Origin of the sequence: Janthinobacterium sp. NKUCC08_JDC (genome assembly GCF_019345575.1) — a bacterium.
GTDB lineage: Bacteria > Pseudomonadota > Gammaproteobacteria > Burkholderiales > Burkholderiaceae_D > Janthinobacterium > Janthinobacterium aestuarii.
Map to the genome: position 1 here is coordinate 20,682 of NZ_JAHKQW010000023.1, position 22,576 is coordinate 43,257.

General features: G+C 65.1%; 20 protein-coding genes. 17 read left to right on the forward strand and 3 right to left on the reverse strand.

Annotated elements, in window-relative coordinates:
* Nucleotides 1–25 precede the first annotated feature (25 nt).
* Nucleotides 26–505 carry a MarR family winged helix-turn-helix transcriptional regulator gene (locus KO538_RS28215; RefSeq protein ID WP_219330351.1) on the forward strand — a complete coding sequence of 160 codons (480 nt, stop codon included), beginning with the start codon at nucleotides 26–28 and terminating at the stop codon, nucleotides 503–505.
* On the opposite strand, the gene KO538_RS28220 is transcribed toward KO538_RS28215, so the two are convergent.
* Nucleotides 490–1,467, reverse strand: a complete 978-nt coding sequence (locus KO538_RS28220; RefSeq protein ID WP_219330352.1) for a pyruvate dehydrogenase — start codon at nucleotides 1,465–1,467, stop codon at nucleotides 490–492. The genes KO538_RS28215 and KO538_RS28220 overlap by 16 nt on opposite strands.
* Before the next feature lie 268 nt (nucleotides 1,468–1,735).
* Here KO538_RS28220 and KO538_RS28225 point away from each other — a divergent pair, with 268 nt between their 5' ends.
* A complete protein-coding gene (locus KO538_RS28225) occupies nucleotides 1,736–1,924 on the forward strand; it encodes a hypothetical protein (RefSeq protein ID WP_046684175.1) in 189 nt (62 codons plus the stop codon).
* A gap of 43 nt (nucleotides 1,925–1,967) precedes the next feature.
* On the opposite strand, the gene KO538_RS28230 is transcribed toward KO538_RS28225, so the two are convergent.
* Together KO538_RS28230 and KO538_RS28235 are read right to left on the reverse strand one after the other, a co-directional pair.
* Nucleotides 1,968–2,480, reverse strand: a complete 513-nt coding sequence (locus tag KO538_RS28230; RefSeq protein WP_257620638.1) for a hypothetical protein — start codon at nucleotides 2,478–2,480, stop codon at nucleotides 1,968–1,970.
* A 203-nt stretch (nucleotides 2,481–2,683) separates the two neighbouring features.
* Nucleotides 2,684–3,718 (reverse strand): LacI family DNA-binding transcriptional regulator, encoded by a 1,035-nt coding sequence (locus KO538_RS28235; protein ID WP_219330354.1) that lies wholly within the window; start codon nucleotides 3,716–3,718, stop codon nucleotides 2,684–2,686.
* Between the two features lie 395 nt (nucleotides 3,719–4,113).
* Here KO538_RS28235 and araD point away from each other — a divergent pair, with 395 nt between their 5' ends.
* From araD to glpK, 15 genes are all read left to right on the forward strand, one after another.
* Nucleotides 4,114–5,781: an L-arabinonate dehydratase gene (araD, locus tag KO538_RS28240; protein ID WP_374106898.1), complete on the forward strand. Its 1,668-nt coding sequence runs from the start codon at nucleotides 4,114–4,116 to the stop codon at nucleotides 5,779–5,781.
* Between the two features lie 39 nt (nucleotides 5,782–5,820).
* Complete coding sequence (locus KO538_RS28245) at nucleotides 5,821–6,633, forward strand: HpcH/HpaI aldolase/citrate lyase family protein (protein WP_072453254.1); 813 nt, start codon at nucleotides 5,821–5,823, stop codon at nucleotides 6,631–6,633.
* 64 nt (nucleotides 6,634–6,697) lie between these two features.
* Nucleotides 6,698–7,801 (forward strand): ABC transporter ATP-binding protein, encoded by a 1,104-nt coding sequence (locus KO538_RS28250; protein ID WP_219330356.1) that lies wholly within the window; start codon nucleotides 6,698–6,700, stop codon nucleotides 7,799–7,801.
* A gap of 48 nt (nucleotides 7,802–7,849) precedes the next feature.
* The gene (locus tag KO538_RS28255) at nucleotides 7,850–9,100 is read left to right on the forward strand and encodes an ABC transporter substrate-binding protein (RefSeq protein WP_058049978.1); all 1,251 of its coding nucleotides are present in this window, start codon (nucleotides 7,850–7,852) and stop codon (nucleotides 9,098–9,100) included.
* A 76-nt stretch (nucleotides 9,101–9,176) separates the two neighbouring features.
* Complete coding sequence (locus KO538_RS28260; protein ID WP_034755235.1) at nucleotides 9,177–10,091, forward strand: carbohydrate ABC transporter permease; 915 nt, start codon at nucleotides 9,177–9,179, stop codon at nucleotides 10,089–10,091.
* Nucleotides 10,088–10,918, forward strand: coding sequence for a carbohydrate ABC transporter permease (locus tag KO538_RS28265; protein ID WP_034755232.1), 831 nt, complete (start codon nucleotides 10,088–10,090; stop codon nucleotides 10,916–10,918). The genes KO538_RS28260 and KO538_RS28265 overlap by 4 nt, the downstream gene beginning before the upstream one ends.
* Nucleotides 10,919–10,926: 8 nt before the next feature.
* On the forward strand, nucleotides 10,927–11,814 hold the full coding sequence (locus KO538_RS28270; RefSeq protein WP_219330357.1) for an aldose 1-epimerase: 888 nt from the start codon (nucleotides 10,927–10,929) through the stop codon (nucleotides 11,812–11,814).
* Nucleotides 11,807–12,715, forward strand: a complete 909-nt coding sequence (locus KO538_RS28275; RefSeq protein ID WP_219330358.1) for an SMP-30/gluconolactonase/LRE family protein — start codon at nucleotides 11,807–11,809, stop codon at nucleotides 12,713–12,715. Before KO538_RS28270 ends, KO538_RS28275 begins: the two co-directional genes overlap by 8 nt.
* Nucleotides 12,716–12,741: 26 nt before the next feature.
* Nucleotides 12,742–13,530, forward strand: coding sequence for an SDR family NAD(P)-dependent oxidoreductase (locus KO538_RS28280; RefSeq protein ID WP_072453249.1), 789 nt, complete (start codon nucleotides 12,742–12,744; stop codon nucleotides 13,528–13,530).
* A 29-nt stretch (nucleotides 13,531–13,559) separates the two neighbouring features.
* Complete coding sequence (locus tag KO538_RS28285) at nucleotides 13,560–15,014, forward strand: NAD-dependent succinate-semialdehyde dehydrogenase (protein WP_219330360.1); 1,455 nt, start codon at nucleotides 13,560–13,562, stop codon at nucleotides 15,012–15,014.
* 65 nt (nucleotides 15,015–15,079) lie between these two features.
* Nucleotides 15,080–16,483 carry a porin gene (locus KO538_RS28290; RefSeq protein WP_219330361.1) on the forward strand — a complete coding sequence of 468 codons (1,404 nt, stop codon included), beginning with the start codon at nucleotides 15,080–15,082 and terminating at the stop codon, nucleotides 16,481–16,483.
* Nucleotides 16,484–16,565: 82 nt separating this feature from the next.
* The gene (locus KO538_RS28295; RefSeq protein WP_219330362.1) at nucleotides 16,566–18,587 is read left to right on the forward strand and encodes an alpha-glucosidase; all 2,022 of its coding nucleotides are present in this window, start codon (nucleotides 16,566–16,568) and stop codon (nucleotides 18,585–18,587) included.
* Nucleotides 18,588–18,594: 7 nt separating this feature from the next.
* Entirely contained in the window at nucleotides 18,595–19,356 is a 762-nt protein-coding gene (locus KO538_RS28300; protein ID WP_219330363.1) for a TSUP family transporter, read from the forward strand.
* 43 nt (nucleotides 19,357–19,399) lie between these two features.
* A complete protein-coding gene (gene glpD / locus KO538_RS28305; RefSeq protein ID WP_219330364.1) occupies nucleotides 19,400–20,959 on the forward strand; it encodes a glycerol-3-phosphate dehydrogenase in 1,560 nt (519 codons plus the stop codon).
* Complete coding sequence (glpK, locus tag KO538_RS28310) at nucleotides 20,956–22,446, forward strand: glycerol kinase GlpK (RefSeq protein WP_219330365.1); 1,491 nt, start codon at nucleotides 20,956–20,958, stop codon at nucleotides 22,444–22,446. The genes glpD and glpK overlap by 4 nt, the downstream gene beginning before the upstream one ends.
* Nucleotides 22,447–22,576: the final 130 nt, after the last annotated feature.

Consider the following 22,576-nt stretch of genomic DNA (forward strand, 5'->3'; position numbering starts at 1 on the left):
ACTGTGATCGATCTGGAGGAATACGATGTCTGAAATTGCGCCTGAAATTGGCCTGGCCACTGTGCCCGACCTGTGGTTCTCGTTCGTGCGCACGCACCGTTTGATGATCCGCGAAATCGAGCGCCGCCTCGCCGCCGCCGGCCTGCCCGTGTATGCGTGGTATGACGTGCTGTGGGGACTCGAAAGCGGACAGGACGGTTCGCGCCGCATGCATGAACTGGCCGACGCTCTGGCCATCGAGCGCTACAACCTGACGCGCCTGGTGGACAAGCTGGAAACGGACCGGCTGGTGACGCGCACACGCTCGATGGAAGACGGGCGCGCCGCCTTCGTTTCCATCACGGAAGATGGCAAGGTCTTGCGCAAGAAGATGTGGGCCGTCTACCAGGCCACGGTGGCCGACCTGTTCCTGACGCAATTTGACGGCGGCGAGCAGCAGTACTTCAGCGCCGCCCTCGCGCGCGCCGCCGAGGCGGCACGCAACGCAGCTCAGAGCAAGGCGTAGCGCCGCAGCGCGTAATCGACGAACTGCAGGGGCAGCGCGCCGTCGTCGGCCAGGGCTTTCAAGGCCGTGACGGCCAGCCATGGCGCGCTGACCTCCATCATGGCGTCAGCGCCGACGGCGATGAAACGCCCGCGCACGTAGCCGCCGATCTGGCCCGCGATGTGCTGTCCATAGCCGGTGACGGCAATGACGGGCGCGGCACTGTCATCGAGGCAGCGCCGCACATGGGCCAACCTTGGGACGGCGCGCGGATGACGCAGGTTCCACTGCTCCGCCGCCTGCGCATCGCGCGCCAGGCGCGTGTAGCTGGGGCAACTCCACACTTGCGCGGCGATATCCCAGTCGTCCTTCAGCAAGCGGGCCGCATCGGCAACGACGGCCAGCATCGTTCCCGCACCGCACAGGCGCACCCGGCATGGCGCCGGATCCGGCGGCGACACGCGGTACATGCCCAGGCTGGCCGCTGCCGCATCGGCGTCCGACAAGGGCGTGGCCACCGCACCTTCGTCCGCATTTTCATCCGCACCTTCGTCCGCCTCTTCATCATGTATGGCCAGGTAGTAATAGCCTGTCTGCTGTTCCAGATACAGCGTTTCCAGTGCCGAGCGCAGGATGGCGCGCACTTCCTCGCCCGTAGCCGGGTCGAACGGCGTGCAATTGTGCTGCGCGGACAGCCAGGCGGGCAGCGCGGGCTGCACGCCTTTCGGCCAGCGAGAAGATTGCGTTTCCGCATCGCTGCAAACGATGCCACGCTCGCGCGCATCGACCAGCACGCCATTCAATGCCTGGAGCGAGGTGGGGCGGCACAGATACAGCAGCGGTTTGTCGGCGCCATAGCGCAGCGGCCAGGCACTCGCGGACGCCGTCACATTCCAGGCATCGTCAGGCCGCTGCGTCACTTCCGCGCGCACGACGCGGATGGCATTCTCCGCGCCCGGGTCCGTCTGCAAGCTGCCCGCCATGGCGCCTAGCGCCCGGCGCGGCGACACCTGCCGCAACGGCAACGCCGGCGGTGCCGCCAAGGCAGCCAAGCAGGCTTGGGCGGCGTGGCGCGCAGCGTCCAATGGCTGTGGAGGGAATAAAGGGGAAGAATGCATGAAAGCTCCTGTCGCAACAATGCTTGCGCAAGGCAGACATTGCCTATACGATTGCAAATGCAACGATTGTAGTTGCAATCCTTTGCGCGTACAAGTGACGCAAGCCAAGCGAAATCTGTCTTCGAGGTGAAAAATGACGCTGAACAATCCTGAAACCGTGCGCATGGCCTATGCCGTGAAACTGACGAATGCGCAAGTCGAGGCGGCCAAGCGCCTGTATGCCGCGCATTTCGGCGGCACGGACAACCCGCAGGCGATGGCCGCCATCATCGCGGCCCTGGCGCGCAACTACAGTTCGGCCGTGGCGGCGAATGTGCTGTAGCACATCATGCATGGCGCAGGCAAAAACCGCGACGGAAGCGGGCCTAGCTCGTTCCCAAAATGACGAGTTTTCGACGTGATCTTTGTGCGCGCGTCACCAGCACGCGGGCTTGCTCTACGGTCACGCAAGCGTGCGGCGCAAACCCCGCTGGCACCGTTTCCGCATCGCGCGCGATGAGTTGCGGATCATTGATCACGTCATAATCGCCGCGCTTGAAAAGCAATTGCTCGATAGCTGCGTCCCCTTCGGACATCGGTGTGACGACGATCAGCGACCAAAGACCTTCATCACCCAGAAATTTCTTTTGCTTCAGGAATGCGTTAACGCGGTCTGCATGCGGCGCCGAGTCGCTCAGTTCGCTCTGATAAATTCCCATCGGGCACAGCATCGTGCCGGGCGGCCAGCCCATATCGGGCAGCGCTGCGACCGTGACCGGACGCAATTGGGCCAAATGGCGGTCAAACGGGTGCTTCTCCGCCGAACAGGCGCCGAGCGCCATCAGCGCCAGCGTGCCGGCGGCGCGAAACAAAGGCATCATCAACTTGTCTTCTTGCATGTTTATGTTTAAACAAGCTTATCTTAAGAGATAAGGCTATGAAAACAGGCAAAAAAAAGCCCGCTGCGGGAGCGGGCTGAATCTAATTCCTGTGAGGAAGTAGAGGAGACAGGTGCATGATGCCGCATCGCAGCATATCTATCCAATTGCATGTTGTGATGATAGAAATATGATTCATCAATATCTGCGGCAAGCACGGTATCTCAAGCGCTGGCCCGCGCGATCAGTTCGTACGCCAGCGGCGCCAATGCCGGCGGCGCGGCGCCCTCGTCCACTTCACCCAGGCGCTGCAGGATCGCTTGCGCGGCCAGGCGGCCGATGTCATAGCGCGGCACGCGTATCGTCGTCAGCGCCGGCATGAGTTTTTCCGAGAACGGGAAGTCGCCGAAGCCCGCCACCGCGCATTGCTCGGGAATACGGATGCCGAGGCGCGCCGCTTCATAGATGGCGCCGGCCGCCATGTTGTCGTTGGCAAAAAACAGGGCGTCGGGACGCTCGGCGCGCGCCATTTGCTCGCTGAACACTTGCCCGCCCGCATCGAGCGGCGACGTCACCGACGCTTGCACGATGTCCGCACGCAAGCCCAGCTGCCGCATGGTTTCCTCATACCCCTGTGCCCGCTTGCGCGCGCGGAAATCGCTGCCGATGCCGCTGTCGACGTAGACGATGCGCCGGTAGCCTTGCCCGTGCAAATACAAGGTCATGTCGCGCCCCGTGGCGATATGCGAAAAACCGATCTGCGGATACGGCCGCTCGGGGCGGATATCCCACGTTTCGATGACGGGAATCTGCAAGCCCGCCAGCAAGGTTTCCGTGGCGGCGCTATGGTCGGCGCCCGTCAGCACGAGCGCGCGCGGCGACCAGCCGAGAAACGCGCGCACGACCTTCTCTTCCGTCTCGATCGAGTAATCGTGGGTGGCCAGCAGCAACTGGTAATTGTGCTGCGACAAGGTGGTCGACAAGCCCTGAATGGTTTCCGCAAAGATGGAATTCGACACGCTGGGCACGATGGCGCCCACGATGCGCCCCTGGGTCGAGGCCAGGCCACCGGCCGCCTCGTTGCGGATATAGCCGAGCTGGTCGATAGCGCGCTTGATGCGCTCGCGCGTTTCCTGCGACACGCGGTCCGGTTCCTTGAAATAGCGCGATACGGAAATGGCCGAGGTCTGTGCCAATTTGGCCACATCGAACACGGTGCTGCGGCCGAGGCCACGCCGCTTGCGTACTGGGTCGTTCATGGGTACTGCCTTCTCAAAAATCGGTAATCACCACGCATCATGCCATGGCCGGCCGCACGGGGATGCCGGCGTAACGCCGCTGCGCTACGGTTCACCGGCTGGGCTGCAGAAATTCCACCCTGGAAATTGGCGTCAATGAAATCATGCCGATAGTGTAAGGGCTTTGCGCCTGCACCCTGCATTAAATCTGTTGACAGCCCCGTGCGATTCAAATTATATTTCGCTGTACTTGCAATGTTAGCGCTAACAAAGGCGGCAAGCAAGACCCGAGACAGCAGCACTGGAACGCCATCCGCAGCGGGCCAGGCAACCGAAAAGGACACACATTGAGCTCCGCTACTTCCCGCCGCACGCTGGAATCCCTGCGCAGCCAGCGCTGGCTGGCCCCAGACGACATGCGCTCGTTCGCCCACCGCCAGCGCCTGCAGCAGATGGGCTTGCGCCGCGAGGAATTCCTCGACCGCCCCGTCATCGCCATCATCAATACCTGGAGCGACCTGTCGCCGTGCCACTCGCACCTGCGCGAACGGGCCGAAGCCGTCAAGCGCGGCATCCTGCTGGCCGGCGGCTTCCCCGTCGAGCTGCCTGCCCTGTCCTTGGGCGAAGTGATGGTCAAGCCCACCACCATGATCTACCGCAACTTCCTCGCCATGGAAACGGAAGAACTGCTGCGCTCGCTGCCGATCGACGGCGCCGTGCTGCTCGGCGGCTGCGACAAGACGACGCCCGGCATGCTGATGGGCGCCATCAGCATGGATATCCCCGCCATCTTCTGCCCTGCCGGCCCCATGCTCAACGACCGCTACCGCGGCCAGAGCGTGGGCGCGGGCACGCACACCAAGAAATTCTGGGACGATTACGTGGCCGGCGACATCGCCAAGCCCGAATGGATCAAGCTCGAAGCGAAGATGACGCGCTCGCCCGGCACCTGCAACACCATGGGCACGGCTTCCACCATGACGTCCATCGTCGAAGCGATGGGCTTTACCTTGCCCGGCGCCACCAGCATTCCCGCCATGGACGCCAACCACGTGCGCATGGCCTCGCAATGCGGCGAGCGCATCGTCGGCATGGTGTGGGAAGACTTGAAGCCGTCGCGCTTCTTCACCCGCGCCGCGCTGTCGAATGGCGTGGCCGCCTACATGGCGCTCGGCGGCTCGACCAATGCGGCCATCCACCTGGTCGCCATCGCCGGGCGCGCCGGCCTGGCCCTGTCGCTCGATGAAATGGATGCGATGGCGCAAAAAGTGCCGGTCATCGCCAACCTGTTCCCGTCCGGCGACAAGCTGATGGAAGATTTCTTCTATGCGGGCGGCATGCCGGCCCTGCTCAAGGAAATCGCGCAGCAGCTGGATTTGACGGCCTTGACGGTCACGGGCCGCAGCCTGGGCGAGAACATCGCCGACGCCGTCTGCCTCGACGACAGCGTGATCCGCAAGGTGTCGCAGCCGGTGGCCGACGGCGCGGCGCTGGCCGTGCTGCGCGGCAACCTGTGTCCTGGCGGCGCCGTCATCAAGCCGTCGGCCGCCAATCCGAAGTTCGCCAAACACCGGGGACGCGCCCTCGTGTTCGACTCGAACGCGGAGATGCTGGCGCAGATCCACGCGCCCGACCTGGACATCGATGAAAACACGGTCCTGATCCTGCGCAACGGCGGCCCCATCGGCGCGCCCGGCATGCCGGAATGGGGCAATCTGCCCGTGCCGAAAAAGCTGCTGCAGCAAGGCATTCGCGACATGGTGCGCATCTCCGACGCGCGCATGAGCGGCACCCACTACGGCACCTGCGTATTGCACGTGACACCGGAAGCGGCCGTCGGCGGCCCGCTGGCTTTGGTGCGCAACGGCGACATGATCGAACTCGACATCGCCGCGCGCAGCCTGAACATGGACGTGACGGACGAGGAACTGGCGCGCCGCCGCGCCGAATGGCAGGTGCCGGCGCAAAAATATGCGCGCGGCTACACCAAGCTGTACATGGAGCACGTGACGCAGGCCGACCAAGGCTGCGACCTGGACTTTTTGCTGGGCAACGCCGCCACGCCCGAGCCGCCAATCTTCTGACGCCGCCGTCTTCCCTACACATATAGAGAGAGCACAACTATGGATATCCTGGACAACCGCTTCCGCGCCTTGCTGGCGGACAAAGCAGTACCGCTGGGCAGCTGGCTGATGGCCGGCACGCCCGTGACGGCCGAAGCCATGGGCTGCGCCGGCTTCGACTGGCTGGTGCTGGACATGGAACACGTGCCCATCGACTACCAGGACGCCTACCAGATCCTGCAGGCAGTGGGCGGCACACCGGCCTGCCCCGTCGTGCGCCTGGCCTGGAACGACCTCGTGCAAATCAAGCGCGCGCTCGACATCGGCGCGCAGACCCTGATGTTCCCGTTCGTGGAAAACGCCGCTGAAGCACGCAGTGCCGTGGCCGCCACCCGTTATCCCCAGCCGGGCCAGGCTATTCCCGGCACGCGCGGCTTTGCCGCCATGCACCGCGCCAGCCGCTACGGCACCGTGCCAGACTACGCCACGCGCGCCAACGGCGCCGTCTTCTCGATCATCCAGCTGGAAACGCCGGCCGCCCTGGCGCAGCTGGAAGAGATCGCCGCCGTCGATGGCGTCGACGCCCTGTTCGTGGGCCCCGGCGACCTGTCGGCAGCGATGGGCCACATCGGCAATATCGGCCACCCCGAAGTACAGGCGGCGATTGCCGACGCGGCCCGCCGCGCCCGCGCCATCGGCAAACCGATCGGCATTGTCGGCCCCTCGCCGGAAATGGTGCACACTTTCATTAGTTACGGCTATGACTATGTGGCCATCGCCTCGGACATGGGCATGATGATGCGCCAGGCCAACGCCTTTATCACGGCCCTGAAACCGTCGCTGGCGAAAGCCCTCGACACGGGCGCCTACTAATCTATTTCTGTTGCAACGCACGTAGCGCGCTCAGACGCGTCATTCGCATCTTTTGGAGACAAGCATGTCAGGTGTAAAACTGGAAAAGGTCGTCAAGAAGTACGACAACGGCGTCGAAGTCATTCATGGCATCGACCTGGAAATCAAGCAAGGCGAGTTCGTCGTCTTCGTCGGCCCATCGGGCTGCGGCAAGTCCACCCTGATGCGCATGGTCGCTGGGCTCGAATCCATCACGGGCGGCACCATCTCCATCGAGGGGCAGGTCGTCAACGACTTGCCGCCGCGCGAGCGCGACATCGCCATGGTGTTCCAGGACTATGCGCTGTATCCGCACAAGTCCGTGTTCGACAACCTGGGCTTTGGCTTGAAGCTGCGCAAGTTTCCGAAGGCGGAAATCGAACAGCGCGTGCGCGCCGCCGCCACCATCCTGAAAATCGACCACTTGCTCGACCGCAAGCCGCGCGCCCTGTCCGGCGGCCAGCGCCAGCGCGTGGCCATGGGCCGCGCCATCGTGCGCCAGGCCAAGCTGTTCCTGTTCGATGAACCGCTGTCGAACCTGGACGCCCTGCTGCGCTCGGAAATGCGCACGGAAATCAAGAAGCTGCACCAGCGCATCGGTGCCACCACCATTTACGTCACGCATGACCAGGTCGAAGCGATGACCCTGGCCGAACGCATCGTCGTGCTGTCCGGCGGCAACATCATGCAGGTCGGCACGCCGGACCAGATCTACAACGAACCCGTGTCGAAATTTGTCGCGGGCTTCACGGGCTCGCCGCCGATGAACTTCCTTGGCGCCAAGGTGGCGCGCAACGGCGCCGGCCAGACCGAGATTGTCCTGGGCGCGGCCCGCCTTGCCCTGCCGCTTGAGCGCCAGACGGCCTGCGGCAAGCTCGATGGCCGCGCCGTGGAATTCGGCATCCGCCCGGAAGACATCACCCTGGAAGCGGCCGGCAACGCCAGCGCCGCCCTGGCCGCCACCGTCGTGGTGGTCGAACCGCTGGGCGCGGAAACCCTCGTCATCTTCCAGTGCGAAGGCGGCGAATTGACAGCGCGCCTGCCGCCCACGTTTGCGCTGGCGCCAGGGCAGCAAGTCACGGTACAGCTGGACATGGAGAAATTCCATCTGTTCGATCCGCAGGGCGGCGCGGTACTGCCATCCCGATAAGCCGCGCACAAGCGGCATACCCATTCCAAAAAACAGGAGACAAGCATCATGCGTATCAAATCCCTCGTCCTGGCGCTCGGCGCCACCTTCGTCCTTGCCACCGGCGCGCACGCGCAGACGGTCAAGGTCTTTGTCGGCGGCCAGGAGCGCCCCGAAGTCATGCGCGAACTGTTCGCCAAGTTCATGGCCGCCAATCCCGGCGTCAAGATCGACCTGGAAACGGGCGGCGCCACCTCGGAATTGCAGCAGAAATACCTGAACACCGTGCTGTCGGCCGGCGACACCACCCTGGACGTGTTCCTGATCGACATCATCCGTCCGGCCCAGTACGCGTCGGCCGGCTGGATCGAAAGCCTGGACAAATACCTGGGCGCCGACCGCGACAAGATCATGGGCCAGTACTTGCCGGCCTACAAGCAGGCGAATATGGTCGACAACAAGGTCGTGGCCCTGCCCGCCTTTGCCGACGCCATGTTCCTCTACTACCGCAAGGACTTGCTGGCCAAGTACAAGCTGGCGGCGCCGAAAACCTGGGATGAGCTGGCCACCGTGGCGCGCACCATCCAGGCCGGCGAAAAGAATCCGGAATTGCAAGGCATCAGCTTCCAGGGCAAGGCCATCGAAGGCGCCGTTTGCACCTTCTTGCTGCCGTACTGGAGCCAGGGCGGCGAACTGGTCACCAACGGCAAGCTGACCCTGGACAAGCCCAAGGCGGAAGCGGGCCTGGCCATGTGGCGCAAGCTGGTCGACCAGGGCGTGGCAAAAAAGAACATCGCCGAAGTGGCCACCGACGATACGCGAAAGGAATTCCAGGCCGGCAACGTCTTGTTTGCCGTCAACTGGGGTTATGCCTGGAATCACTTCCAGGATGGCGCCGACAGCAGCGTGAAGGATAAAGTCGGCGTCGTCAGCCTGCCGGCCATGGCGGGCGGCAAACCTGCGTCGTGCATCGGCGGCTGGCAGTGGGCCGTGTCCTCGTTCTCGAAGAACAAGGAAGCGTCGGCCAAGCTGGTGCGTTGGCTGTCGAGCCCGGAAGTGTCGAAGCAGCTGGCCATCAAGGCCTCCAACCTGCCCGTCTACCCATCCGTCTACCAGGACAAGGAAGTGCTGGCCGTCAATGGCTGGTTCGCCGATGCGCTGCCGGTCGTGCAAAGCGCCCGGTCGCGCCCCGTCACGCCGCGCTACAGCGAAGTGTCCGAAGCCGTGCGCGTGAACACGAATGCCGTGATGGCGGGCGTGAAAACGCCGGCGGCCGGCGTGGCCGAGATCGAAAACCGGGTCAAGCGCATCCTGCGCTAACCGGCATGCGCCCGGGCCGCCACGACGGCGGCCCGGGCGGCACACGCATACGCACACCGCAACAGACGAGGAAATCATGAGGCAACGCACCCTGAAAAGCCGCATCACGGACCCCAGCGAAACGACGCTGGCCTGGGTCCTGCTGACGCCGGCGATTCTGTTTTTACTGCTGATCGTGGCCTACCCGGTCAGCAAACTGATCTACAACAGCTTTTTCGACATCCGCCTGTCCGGCGGCAGCCTGCCCAGTTTCGTGGGCCTGGATAACTACAAGATGGCGCTGGAAGACAGCCTGTTCTGGAAGTCGCTGAAAAACACCGTCATCATCACCGTCGTCACCGTGCCGGGCGCGCTGGTGGCGGGCCTGGGCCTGGCCATGCTGGCCAACATGCCGTTCAAATACCGCTGGCCCGTGCGCCTGGCGCTGCTGCTGCCGTGGGCGCTGCCGCTGGCCTTCGTCGGCCTGATCTTCGCGTGGTTCTTTCACAGCGAATACGGCCTGGTGAACGACATCATCCGCCGCATCGACCTGCTGATCCCCGGCCTGGGCTGGGAACCGCAAATCTGGTTCAACTCGCCCGCGCTGACGATGGCCGCCATCTGCATCACGACCATCTGGAAAACCTCGTCGTTCATGGCCCTGATTTTGCTGGCCGGCCTGCAAACGATCCCCGCCTCGCTGTATGAAGCGGCCGAAGTGGACGGCGCCAGCAAGTGGAAGCAATTTACGGAAGTGACCCTGCCGCTCTTGGTGCCATCGATGCTGGTGGCGCTGATCTTCCGCACCTTGACGGCCATCCAGTCCTTCGATATTCCGTACAACATGCCTGGCCCTGGCGACGAAACCAAGACCCTGGCCATGTATATCCAGTCCAATACGGTCGACTACCTGGACGTGGGCTACGGCTCGACCCTGGCCGTGTTCATGTTCCTGCTGTCGATGGCCACCACGTTTGTGTATCTGAAATATGTAAGAGGAGACAAAGAATGAGCGGCCTGTTTTCATCGAAGCGCCTGCGCTGGTTCGCCGCCGCGATCGTCATCCTCAACGGCGTCTTCCCCGCCCTGTGGATTTTATTCACCTCATTGAAGACCGAGAGCGAACTGACGCAAAAGCCGATCACCTACTGGCCGCACGAACCGACCATCGGCAATTTCATCTCGGCCTTCCAGGACCAGCCGCTGCTGACGTTCCTGACCAACAGCCTGATCGTGGCCGGCCTGTCGACCCTGCTCAGCCTGTTCATCAGCGCGCTGGCCGCGTATGCGATTGCCCGCTTGCGCCTGCGTTTCCGTGGCTTGATCCTGACCGCCATCATCGGCGTGTCGATGTTCCCGCTGGTGACCCTGATGGTGCCGCTGTTCGAAATCATGCGCAGCCTGGGCTTGCTGAACTCCTACTGGGCGCTCGTGCTGCCGTACACGGTGCTGAACCTGCCCATCTGCACGCTGATGATGGTGAGCTTTTTCCAGGATATCCCGCGCGACATCGAGAACGCGGCCATGCTCGACGGCTGCACCCGCCTGAGCGCCCTGTGGCGCATCGTGCTGCCGCTGGCCGCGCCTGGCGTGGCGACGGCCGCCATCCTCGCGTTCGTCAATTCCTGGGACGAGTTCCTGCTGGCGCTGTCGATGAATTCGGCCGTGGCATACCGCACCCTGCCCGTCGGCATCCAGCTGTACCAGGGCGAGTTCGCCTTCCCGTGGCCGATCATTTCGGCGGCGCTGGTGGTGGCCATCGTGCCCATCGTCGTGCTGATCGTGATCTTCCAGGAAAAGGTCGTCAGCGGCCTGACCTCGGGCGGCTTGAAGGGCTGAGGCTGAAAATGAACCACCAGCCTCCCTTCACCCTGACGCATGGCGACTGCCGCGCCGACGTCCACCCGGCCACGGGTGGCGCGCTGGCGGCGCTGCGCTGGCGCGGGCGCGACATCCTGCGCGCCGCGCCGGCCAGCGCCGGTGTGCGGCAGATGGCCTGCTATCCGCTGGCGCCGTATTCGAACCGCATCGGCAACGCCGTACTGCAGGCGCCGGAACAGACGCATGCGCTGCGCGCCAACTTCCCGCCCGAGCCGCACAGCATCCACGGCTTCGGCTGGCAGCGCGTCTGGCATGTGGCGGCGCGCACGGCCCACAGCGCCGAACTGCTGCTCGTGCATGGCGGCGACGCGGACTGGCCATTTGCCTGCACGGTGCAGCAAACCGTGCTGCTCGACGAAGCCGGCCTGCGCCTGACATTATCGGTGCGTAATGACGACGCGCGCACCATGCCCGCCGGCCTGGGTTTTCACCCCTACTTCCCGCTGGCCCCTGGCCTGCGCCTGCAGACGCAGTGGGATGACGTGTGGAGCATGGGCGACGACCACTTGCCGGCCGGTCTGGCGCCCGTGGCGCAAGCATCGCCATTCGCCACGCCGCAGCCCGTGGCCGGCTGGCAGGCGGACAATTGCTACAGCGGCTGGACGGGCCGCGCCAGCCTCGATTACGGAGACTATGCCGTGCACCTGTCGGCCAGCGACAATTGCGGCCACCTCGTCTGCTTCGCGCCCGACGACGAGCGCAGCTTCATTGCGCTGGAACCCGTCACGCACGCGAATAACGCGTTTGCGCTGGCCGCGCGCGGCGCGCAGGGCACGGGCATGCGCTTGCTGGCGCCCGGCGAAAGCCTGCACATCGCCATGCGCCTGGCAATCGAGGAGAAACAGCATGCGTGAATGGCAAGCCGAACTCGTGCTCGACGCGCGCGCCCAGCTGGGCGAATGCCCGCTGTGGAGCGTGGCCGAGCAGTGTTTATATTGGATCGACATCGCCGGACGCCGTGTGCACCGCTACGATCCGGCGACAAACCTCGACCGCGTCTGGTGGGTGCCGTGCGAGCCGGGCTGCATCGCCCTGGCTGAAAAAGGCGGCCTGGTGGCGGCCCTGCGCGACGGTTTCTACCGTTTCTATCCGCAGGAAGGCTTGCTCGACAAGCTGGCCGATGCACCGTACGACAGCCGCGACATGCGCTTCAACGACGGCCGCTGCGACAGCGCCGGGCGTTTCTGGGCCGGCGCCATGTACGAACCGCGCACGGCGGAACTGGCCGCCATGTTTTGCCTGGAACGGGGCGCCACGCGCCTGGGCTGGGGACCGCAACAGGATCTTGGCGTCAAGGTCAGCAACGGCCTGGCCTTCGCGGAAGATGCAAAATCCCTGTTCCAGTCCGACACGCCGAATCACGTGATCTACCGTTTTGAGTTCGATGCGGCCAGCGGCCAGGTCGGCGAGCGCCAGGTGTTCGCGCGCCTGCCCGTCAAAGGAGAAGAAGCCGTGTATGGCGGCCGTCCCGATGGCGCGGCATTGGACGCCGAAGGCTGCTACTGGAGCGCGCAATACGAAGGTGGCCGGGTGCTGCGCTTTTCGCCGCAGGGCGAAATCATCGGCGTCGTGCACGTGCCCGTCACGCGCCCCACCATGATCGCCTTTGGCGGCGCCGACCTGCGCACCCTGTACATCACCAGCGCGCGCGAAGGCGCGGCGGACGACGAACTGGCGCGCCAGCCTCAGGCCGGCGGCCTCTTTGCCGTGCGCCTGGACGTGGCCGGCCAGCCCGAACCCCTTTACCGGGATTGATACCCCGATCTCACCCCGAGGACAGCATGAACGCCAACATCACTCTCTACCCCAGCCTGCAGGACCGCGTGGTCTTCGTCTCCGGCGGCGGCTCCGGCATCGGCGCTGCGCTCGTCGAACACTTCGCCGTGCAAGGCGCGCAAGTGGCTTTTTGCGACATCGACCGCGACGCCAGCGCCGCCCTGGCCGCGCGCCTGGCGCCTTTGTCGCGCCATGCGCCCTATTTTGTGTACAGCGACATCCGCGACATCGCCGCCTACCAGGCCAGCCTGGCCGACGTCGAGGCGCGTTTCGGCGCCATCCGCGTGCTGCTCAATAACGCGGGCCGCGACGACCGCCACAGCCTGGCCGAACTGACGCCCGAGTACTGGGACAACTGCCTCGCCCTGAACCTCAAGCATCATGTGTTCGCCATCCAGCAGGTGGCGCCCGGCATGGCGGCCGCCGGCGGCGGCTCCATCATCAACCTCGGCTCCATTTCATGGATGCGCGGGCGCCCCAACCTGGTCGGCTACACCACCTCCAAGGCCGGCATCGCGGGCCTGTCGCGCACCCTGGCGCGCGAACTGGGCGAACAGAATATCCGCGTCAACGCCATCGCGCCGGGCGCCATCGCCACGGACCGCCAGGCCGCCCTGTGGCGCGATCCGGAAGAAGACCGGCGTTTCATCGAACTGCAATGCCTGAAATACCGGCTCGACGCGGGCCACGTGGCGCGCACGGCCCTGTTCCTGGCGGCCGACGATTCGGACGGCATCACGGGCCAGAACATCATCGTCGACGCCGGCCTCGCGCAAGTATCTGTAGCGGGTTAAGCCGCATCACCCATCCAAGGAGAACCCTCATGTTGAACCTGCAAGACGCAAGCCTATTGAAACAGCAATGCCTGATCGATGGCGTCTGGTGCGACGCCGATGACGGCGCCACCATCGCCGTGACCAACCCGGCCACGGGCGCAGTCATCGCCACCGTGCCGCGCATGGGCGCGGCCGAGACGCGGCGCGCCATCGCCGCCTCGCATGCGGCCTTCCGGTTGTGGCGCAAGCAGACGGTGAAGGCGCGCGCCACGGTGCTGCGCGCCTGGCATGCGCTGATTTTGCAGCACGCGGACGACTTGGCGCTGATCCTCACCAGCGAGCAAGGCAAGTCGCTGGCGGAAGCCAAGGGCGAGATCGTCTCGAACGCGGCCTACCTGGAATGGTTTGCCGAGGAAGGCAAGCGCGCGTATGGCGACGTCATCGCGCCGCCGTCGAACGACAAGCGCATCGTCGTCATCAAGCAGCCGATCGGCGTGTGCGCGGCCATCACGCCGTGGAATTTCCCGAACGGCATGATCACGCGCAAGGCCGGCCCCGCCCTGGCGGCCGGCTGCGCCATGGTCTTGAAACCGGCGTCGCAAACGCCGCTGTCGGCCCTGGCCCTGGGCGAACTGGCGCTGCGCGCCGGCGTGCCACCCGGCGTCTTCAATGTGGTGACGGGCGCGGCGCAAGCGATCGGCACGGAACTGTGCCACAACGACCTGGTACGCAAGATCACGTTTACGGGATCGACGGAAGTGGGCGCCTGGCTGTCGCGCGAAGCGTCCGGCACGATCAAGAAGCTGTCGCTGGAACTGGGCGGCAACGCGCCCTTCATCGTCTTCGACGATGCCGACATCGACGCGGCCGTCGAAGGCGTGCTGATGTCGAAATACCGCAACAGCGGCCAGACCTGCGTGTGCGCCAACCGCATCTACGTACAGGACAGCATCTACGACGATTTCGCCGCCCGCCTGGTGGCCAAGGTAGCCGAGCTGAAACTGGGCAATGGCCTGGACGCTGGCGTCACACAAGGTCCGCTGATCGATGAAAACGCCGTGCGCAAGATCGAGCAGCACATCGCCGACGCGCTGGCCAAGGGCGGCAAGCTGGCCATCGGCGGCAAGCGCCACGCGCTGGGCGGCAGCTTTTTCGAGCCCAGCGTGGTATTGGAAGCGAACAGCGACATGCTGGTCGCCACCGAGGAAACCTTCGCCCCGCTGGCTCCCCTGTTCCGCTTCGGCAGCGAAGACGAAGTCGTCTCCATGGCCAATGCCACGCAATTCGGCCTGGCCGGCTATTTCTACAGCCGCGACCTGGGCAGAGTCTGGCGCGTGGCGGAAGAACTGGAAGTGGGCATGGTCGGCATCAACACGGGCATGATCGCCAATGAAATGGCGCCATTCGGCGGCGTCAAGCATTCGGGCATGGGCCGCGAAGGCTCGCACTACGGCATGGACGACTTCCTCGATATCAAATATTTGTGCATGGGAGGGATTTGATTATTTAATGTAGGCAAGGCAGGGATCAGCAACAATACACCTATAAAAACACAGGAGACAGGATCATGCAAACGACATTACGCAAGACCACATTGGCCGCGGCCATCACGGGAGCCCTTTTCTCGGCGTCATTTGTTAGCGCTAACGCGCGCGCCGACGAACTGAGCGACATGAAAGCCATGCTGGCCCAATTGCAGGACCGGGTAGCGCAGATGGAAGCGAAGGCGGCCCAGCCAGCAGCGCCAGCAGCAGCGATGGCGGCCGCACCGGCATCATCGGCGGCGGCCCCGATAAAACCCGTCACCGGCTTCAACTGGAAGCTGTACGGCCGTGGCGACATCGGCTACACGGTCTCGCGCGGCAAGGATGCCAGCGGGCGCCAGCTGACGAACCACCGCCTGAACCAGGGCGAGATGGCCAGCCGCCTGGGCCTCACGGGCGCCTGGGTCTTCAGCGATGAATACAAGGCCATCTTCGGCGTCGAGACGGGTCTGAACCTGTTCAACGGCAATGCGGGCGGCGGGACGCAAAACAACACCACCTCGTCCGTGCTGTTCAACCGCGGTTCCACCGTCGGCTTTGCCTCAACCACCTGGGGCTCGATCGAAGGCGGCACCATGTACATGGCGCCGTTCTGGGTCTCGCTGGGCGCCGACCTGGCCTCGGCGCACAACTATGGCGCCAATGACTTCAGCGCCCTGTTCTCGCTCACGCGCCCCGAATCGCTGGGCCGCTACCTGAAAGACCCCGTGACGGGCAACGCCAGCAAGACGACGAGTTTGGCCGGCAACAATTCGGGCACGGCCCTGTTCTACGGCAATGCGCTGCGCTACCGCAGCCCCACCTGGAACAATATCTCGGCCGAGGTGTCGTATTCGGCAGGCCAGCAGGCGTCTTCCGCCACCGACCTGGAAAACGATGGCCGCAGCTGGGCCGCCAACGTGCTGTACAAAAAGGGCGATCTGTTCCTCGGCTATGCGCACATGGATTACCAGCAGAGCAACGACATCAGCACGGCCGGCACGCCGAACTTCATCAAGCGCAACCAAGTCACGGACATCGTCGGCGCGCGCTACAAGTGGAACGACTTTACCTTGGGCGGCTCCTACACGTCCTACCGCGTGTCGAACGCAGGCGGCTATGCGGCCGACGCCTTCGGCGTGTCGGGCGCGTATGACCTTGGCAAGCACCGCATCGAAGGCAGCCTGGCACACATCAGCTATGACGGCGCCAACGCCAGGGGCGCGTTCGGCGCGAACACGGGCGATGGCGTGGGCAAGCCGAAGTCGACCGCGTACTCGCTGGGCTACCTGTACAACTTCCAGCCTACCCTGTCGTTCTACGCGTATGCCACGCGCATCGCCAACAACAGCCACGCCAAGCTGGGCGTATTGCAGTTCCGGGGGGACAATAACTACTTCGGCTACAGTCCCGTCGAGCTGACCGCCGGCATGTTCCTCGTTTTTTAATTAGTACTTAATTGTTGATGCACCGCCGGCCCGCCCGCATGCCCCGCCATGCGGCGGCCGGTTTTCACAGGAGTTGATCGTCATGCAGTACACACTACACCAGGAAAATGACAGCGTCGCCCTGCGCTGCGCCGGCCGCTTGCTGCTGCGCCACAGTGCCGATGCGCCATGCGTGTTCGTCGGCCAGGGCCGCGAAAGCATGGAAATGTACCGTGGTAACTTCGAGATCGAGGATTACGTCGAGGAGCGCAATGCCCTGCGCGCGCTGGCCGTCACGCAGGATGGCGACGCCGCCACGCTGAGCTTTGCGCGCCATGCGGGCGACGCACCGCAACTGGTGCTGGCCGTGCAAGCGACGCCGCATGGCGTGCACCTGGTGGTGCAGTACGCGGCGCCGGGCTGGAACCGGCTGTGGCTGCGCCTGCCCGCGGAACAGGACGAGCATGTATGGGGCTGCGGCGAGCAGATGTCGTACTTCGACCTGCGCGGACGCCACTTCCCCCTGTGGACGTCGGAGCCGGGCGTGGGCCGCGACAAGTCGACGCACTTGACGTGGCAGGCGGACGTGACGTCCAAGTCGGGCGGCGACTACTACCACACGAATTATCCGCAACCGAGCTTCATCTCTTCGCAGCGCTATTGCCTGCATGCGGAAACGACGGCGTATGCGGACTTCGATTTCCGCCAGCCCGACTTCCATGAACTGCAGTTCTGGGCCATGCCAGAGCGCCTGGAATTCATGCTGGCCGACACCTTCGTCGACCTGATCGGCGTCGTCTCGCAGCGCTTCGGCCGCCAGCCGCAGCTGCCAGCCTGGCTGCAGAATGGCGCGATGCTGGGCCTGAAAGGCGGCGAAGAGCACGCACGCACCATCCTGGCGCAGGCGCAGGAACACGGCTTGCCCGTCAGCGCCCTGTGGTGCGAGGACTGGGTGGGCTTGCGCCAGACCTCGTTCGGCAAGCGTTTGTTCTGGGACTGGCGCTGGCAGCCGCAACGCTACCCCGACCTGAAGAACTGGATCGCCGACCTGGCCACGCAGGACATCCGCTTCCTCGGCTACGTCAATCCCTACCTGTGCAACGACGGCACCTTGTACCAGGAAGCGCTGCAGCAGGGCTTTTTGGCGACCGCCATCGATGGCGGCGCCTACCTGGTGGACTTCGGCGAATTCGATTGCGGCGTCGTCGACTTCACCAATCCGGCCGCCGCGCTGTGGTTCGAGGAACGCATCCTGCGCCAGGAAATGCTCGATTTCGGCCTGTCCGGCTGGATGGCCGATTTCGGCGAATACCTGCCGATCGACCTGCGCCTGCACAATGGCGCCGACGCGCGCCTGATGCACAACGCGTGGCCGACCCTGTGGGCCGAAGTCAATGCACGCGCCATCGAACGGGCCGGCAAGACGGGCGACGCCACCTTCTTCATGCGCGCCGGCTACACGGGCGTGCAGGCGCACTGCCCGCTGCTGTGGGCGGGCGACCAGTCGGTCGACTTCAGCCGCCACGACGGTTTGCAGACGGTGATCTGCGGCGCCCTGTCCTCGGGCCTCCTGGGAAATGCCTACCACCACAGCGACATCGGCGGCTATACAAGCTTGTTCGGCAATCTGCGCACGGCCGAACTGTTCCAGCGCTGGACCGAGATGGCCGTGTTCACGTCGATGATGCGCACGCACGAAGGCAACCGCCCGGACGAGAATTTCCAGTTCTACCAGGATGAAGACGTGTTCCGCCACTTTGCCCGCATGACGCGGCTGCACGTGGCGCTGGCGCCCACCATCCGCACCCTGGCCGAAGAGGCTGTGGCGCGCGGCCTGCCGCTGCAACGCCCGCTGTTCCTGCACTATGAACACGACCGCGCCACCTACGCCATCCAGGACCAGTACCTGTTCGGCCCCGACCTGCTGGTGGCGCCCGTGCACGCGGCCGGTGCCGCGCGCTGGAGCGCCTACCTGCCGCAGGGCGACGCCTGGATCCACCTGTGGAGCGGCGCCGCGTTCGACGGCGGCCAGCGCGTGGAAGTCGATGCGCCTTTGGGCCAGCCGCCCGTCTTCGTGCGGCGCGGCTGCGCGCAGCAGGACTTCTTCCTGTCGCTGGCGAAATGAGTCTGGCATGAGCGTGGCGTCGCACTTGCTGTTCCTGGCCTGCGTGGCGCTGGCCAGCGTCGCGCAGAACCTGACGGGTTTTGCGTTTGGCCTGATCCTGCTGGGCCTGACGGCCGTGCTGCACCTGGCCAGCCTGGGCGACGTCGCCAACGTGGTCAGCGTGCTGGTGCTGGTCAATGCCGCCATCACGTTTGGCCGCACGCGCCCGCGGCTGGCCTGGCCCGTGTTCGGCCCCTCGCTGGCCGTCAGCCAGCTGGGCGTGGGCGCGGGCGTGGCCCTGCTGGGCTGGTTCAGCGCGCAGCAAGTGAGCGTGCTGCGCTTCCTGCTCGGCTGCGCCATCGTCATCTGCGCGTGCACGCTGGTGCTGCGCGCCAGCGCGCGGGCGCGCCAGTCAAGCCTGCCCGCGTTTCTGTTCTTCAGCGGCGTGTCCGGCGTGATGGGCGGCCTGTTCGCCAGCGCCGGCCCGCCCATGGTGTACCACCTGTACCGCCAGCCATGGCCGGCCGACATGATCCGCCATTCGCTGATCGTGCTGTTCGCCGCGAATGCCGTGCTGCGCCTGGTCCTCGTGCTGACGCATGGCCAGTTCAGCATGACGGCCCTGTGGCTGACGCTCGAGGCCTTGCCCCTGGTGATGGGCTTGACGTGGCTGGCGCGCCGCCACCCTTCACGCCTGCCCATCGAACACGTGCGCCGCGCCGTCTTCGTGCTGCTGCTGATCGCCGGCCTGGCCCTCGTGCTGCCGCCCGTGCTGTCGCTGCTCGCCTGATACGGCATTTAATTTTCTTTTACTTTTACCAGACGAGTCTTCCATGTCCGCTTCCCGCTTTTCCTCCCTGCCCGCCGACTGCGACCTGCTGGTCGTCGGCGGCGGCATCAATGGCGCCGGCATCGCGCGTGACGCGGCCGGCCGCGGCTTGCGCGTGGTGCTGTGCGAACAGCACGACCTGGCGCAGCACACCTCGTCCGCCTCCACCAAGCTGATACACGGCGGCCTGCGCTACCTCGAATACTATGAATTCAAGCTGGTGCGCAAGGCGCTGCAGGAACGCGAAGTGCTGCTGCGCGCCGCGCCCCACATCATGTGGCCGATGCGCTTCGTCATGCCGCACGACGCCGCCCAGCGCCCCGCCTGGATGATACGTGCGGGCCTGTTCCTGTACGACCACCTGGCCAAACGGGCCTTTTTGCCCGCCTCGCAAGGCATCGCGCTGGACAAGCACGCGGCGGGCGCGCCGCTGAAGGCTGGCTACCGCAAGGGCTTCGTGTACTCCGACGGCTGGGTCGACGATGCGCGCCTGGTGGTGCTCAATGCGCTCGATGCGCAGGAACACGGCGCGCATATCCTCACGTGCACGGCTTGCGTCGACGCGCGCCGCGATGGCGGCGACTGGCAAGCCACCTTGCAAGCCGAGGATGGCCAGCGCAAGACCCTGCGCGCGCGTGCCATCGTCAACGCGGCGGGACCGTGGACGGCGCAATTTGCCGGTGCGGCCGGCGGCGGCAAGACGCAGGGGCTGCGGCTGATCAAGGGCAGCCACATCATCGTGCCGCGCCTGTTCGAGCATCCGCATGCCTACATCTTCCAGAACCCGGACCAGCGCATCATCTTCGCCATTCCCTACCAGGATGACTTCACCCTGATCGGCACCACGGACGAGGAATACAAGGGAGAGGTCAGCCAGGTCAAGATCAGCCAGGCGGAGATCGATTATCTGTGCCAGGCCGCGAACCGCTATTTCAAGCGCGAGATTTCTCCCGCCGATGTCGTGTGGACGTATTCGGGCGTGCGCCCGCTGCTCGACGACAGCGCGCAGAACGCGTCGGCCGTCACGCGCGACTACCTGCTGGAAGTGGCGCGCGGCGAGGCCGCGACGGGCGCGCCGCTGCTCAATATATGGGGCGGCAAGATCACCACCTACCGCAAGCTGGCCGAGGAAGCATTGGGCTTGCTGGCGCCCCTGCTGGACAATACCGCCGCGGCATGGACGGCCGAGGCACCGCTGCCCGGCGGCGACCTGGAGCAGCCGAACCGGCTGGTGGACAGCCATGATTTCGACGGTTTCCTCGCCCGCTTCCAGCGCGACCACGCCTGGCTGCCGCCCGCGCTGGCGCGCCGCTATGCGCGCGCCTACGGCAGCCGCGCCACGCGCCTGCTGACGGGCGCCGCCTCGATGGCCGACCTGGGCGCGCAGCTGGCGCCCGGCCTGTACGAAGCCGAAGCGTGCTATCTGATCGAGGTGGAATGGGCCAGGAGCAGCGACGACATCCTGTGGCGGCGCAGCAAGCTGGGATTGCGCTGCACGCCGGCCGACGTGGCGCGCCTGCAGCAGTGGCTGGCGGTGCATCTGGCGCAGGAGGTGGCGGCATGACGTATTTGCTGGCCCTCGACCAGGGCACTTCCAGCTCGCGCAGCATGGTGTTCGATGAAGCAGGCGCCATCGTCGCCGTGGCACAGCGCGAGTTTCGCCAGTTATTCCCGCAGCCGGGCTGGATCGAACACGACCCGATGGAAATCTGGCATAGCCAGTTGGCGACCTGCCGTGAAGTGCTGGCCAAGACAGGCTTGCAGGCCGATGCCCTGGGTGCGCTGGGCATCACCAACCAGCGCGAAACGACGGTGGTATGGGACCGCGCCACGGGCGAACCCGTGTACAACGCCATCGTCTGGCAAGACCGCCGCACGGAAGCGCTGTGCGAGGATTTGCGCGCGCGCGGCCTGGCCGGCGCCATCCACGCGAAAACGGGCCTGGTGCTCGACCCGTATTTTTCCGGCACCAAGCTGCGCTGGATACTCGACGCCGTACCCGGCGTGCGCGCGCGGGCCATGCGCGGCGAACTGGCCTTCGGCACCATCGATACGTGGCTGGCGTGGAAAATGACGGGCGGCCGCCTGCACGTGAGCGACGTCAGCAACGCTTCGCGCACCATGCTGTGGAACCTGCATGAAGGCTGCTGGGATGCCCAGCTGCTCGACTGGCTGGGCATTCCCGCCAGCCTGCTGCCATCCGTCCACCCATCGAGCCACGTATATGGCGAAACGGATGCGGACGTACTGGGCAGCCCCGTCATCATCGGCGGCATCGCCGGCGACCAGCAGGCGGCGCTGTTCGGCCAGACCTGTTTCAAGCCGGGCATGGCCAAGAATACCTATGGCACGGGCTGCTTCCTGTTGCTGAATACCGGCGAACAGTGCGCGCAATCGCAGCATGGCCTGATCAGCACAGCCGCCTGCCAGGTGGGCGCGCAGCCGACATATGCGCTCGAAGGCAGCGTCTTCATCGGCGGCGCCGTGGTGCAATGGCTGCGCGACGGCCTCGGTGCCATCGGCCACGCGGGCGAAGCGGAAGGCTTGGCCGCCTCCGTGCCCGATTCGGGCGGCGTCGTCTTCGTACCATCGTTTACGGGACTCGGTGCGCCGTACTGGGTGCCGTCGGCGAAAGGCGCCATCCTGGGCCTGAGCCGCGGCAGCACGGTGGGCCACATCGCCCGCGCGGCATTGGAAGCGATCGCCTTCCAGAGCGCCGCCCTGCTGGGCGCCATGACGCGCGACGCGCAAGCGCCGATCACGGAACTGCGCGTGGACGGCGGCGCCTGCGCCAACAACCTGCTGCTGCAATTCCAGGCCGACTTGCTGGGCATCCCCGTCGTGCGCCCGCAAGTGATCGAAACGACGGCATTGGGCGCGGCCTACCTGGCGGGCCTGGCCATCGGCCTGTATCAAGGCACCGACGAACTGGCGTCGCACTGGCGCGCCGACCGGACGTTCTTGCCCACCATCGGACGCGACCAAGCGGCCAGCCTGATGCAGCAGTGGGAGGTGGCCGTGCGGCGGTTTACCGGTAATGGGGAACACTGACAAACGCCGGGGCAAAAAAGGCTCTGTCATCGGCAAATAGGGGAAATGCCGGAATCTTCCCTTGCTTGTGTTGTCTGACTCTGCATACTCACCACGCAGGGAGCAGATCATGCAGCCAGCCGAATGGATC

Coding starts and splice junctions, on each gene's coding strand:
- KO538_RS28215 (WP_219330351.1), top strand. CDS start 26: ATGTCTGAAATTGCGCCTGAAATTGGCCTGGCCACTGTGCCCGACCTG.
- KO538_RS28220 (WP_219330352.1), bottom strand. CDS start 1,467: ATGGCGGGCAGCTTGCAGACGGACCCGGGCGCGGAGAATGCCATCCGC.
- KO538_RS28225 (WP_046684175.1), top strand. CDS start 1,736: ATGACGCTGAACAATCCTGAAACCGTGCGCATGGCCTATGCCGTGAAA.
- KO538_RS28230 (WP_257620638.1), bottom strand. CDS start 2,480: ATGCAAGAAGACAAGTTGATGATGCCTTTGTTTCGCGCCGCCGGCACG.
- KO538_RS28235 (WP_219330354.1), bottom strand. CDS start 3,718: ATGAACGACCCAGTACGCAAGCGGCGTGGCCTCGGCCGCAGCACCGTG.
- araD (WP_374106898.1), top strand. CDS start 4,114: ATGCGCTCGTTCGCCCACCGCCAGCGCCTGCAGCAGATGGGCTTGCGC.
- KO538_RS28245 (WP_072453254.1), top strand. CDS start 5,821: ATGGATATCCTGGACAACCGCTTCCGCGCCTTGCTGGCGGACAAAGCA.
- KO538_RS28250 (WP_219330356.1), top strand. CDS start 6,698: ATGTCAGGTGTAAAACTGGAAAAGGTCGTCAAGAAGTACGACAACGGC.
- KO538_RS28255 (WP_058049978.1), top strand. CDS start 7,850: ATGCGTATCAAATCCCTCGTCCTGGCGCTCGGCGCCACCTTCGTCCTT.
- KO538_RS28260 (WP_034755235.1), top strand. CDS start 9,177: ATGAGGCAACGCACCCTGAAAAGCCGCATCACGGACCCCAGCGAAACG.
- KO538_RS28265 (WP_034755232.1), top strand. CDS start 10,088: ATGAGCGGCCTGTTTTCATCGAAGCGCCTGCGCTGGTTCGCCGCCGCG.
- KO538_RS28270 (WP_219330357.1), top strand. CDS start 10,927: ATGAACCACCAGCCTCCCTTCACCCTGACGCATGGCGACTGCCGCGCC.
- KO538_RS28275 (WP_219330358.1), top strand. CDS start 11,807: ATGCGTGAATGGCAAGCCGAACTCGTGCTCGACGCGCGCGCCCAGCTG.
- KO538_RS28280 (WP_072453249.1), top strand. CDS start 12,742: ATGAACGCCAACATCACTCTCTACCCCAGCCTGCAGGACCGCGTGGTC.
- KO538_RS28285 (WP_219330360.1), top strand. CDS start 13,560: ATGTTGAACCTGCAAGACGCAAGCCTATTGAAACAGCAATGCCTGATC.
- KO538_RS28290 (WP_219330361.1), top strand. CDS start 15,080: ATGCAAACGACATTACGCAAGACCACATTGGCCGCGGCCATCACGGGA.
- KO538_RS28295 (WP_219330362.1), top strand. CDS start 16,566: ATGCAGTACACACTACACCAGGAAAATGACAGCGTCGCCCTGCGCTGC.
- KO538_RS28300 (WP_219330363.1), top strand. CDS start 18,595: ATGAGCGTGGCGTCGCACTTGCTGTTCCTGGCCTGCGTGGCGCTGGCC.
- glpD (WP_219330364.1), top strand. CDS start 19,400: ATGTCCGCTTCCCGCTTTTCCTCCCTGCCCGCCGACTGCGACCTGCTG.
- glpK (WP_219330365.1), top strand. CDS start 20,956: ATGACGTATTTGCTGGCCCTCGACCAGGGCACTTCCAGCTCGCGCAGC.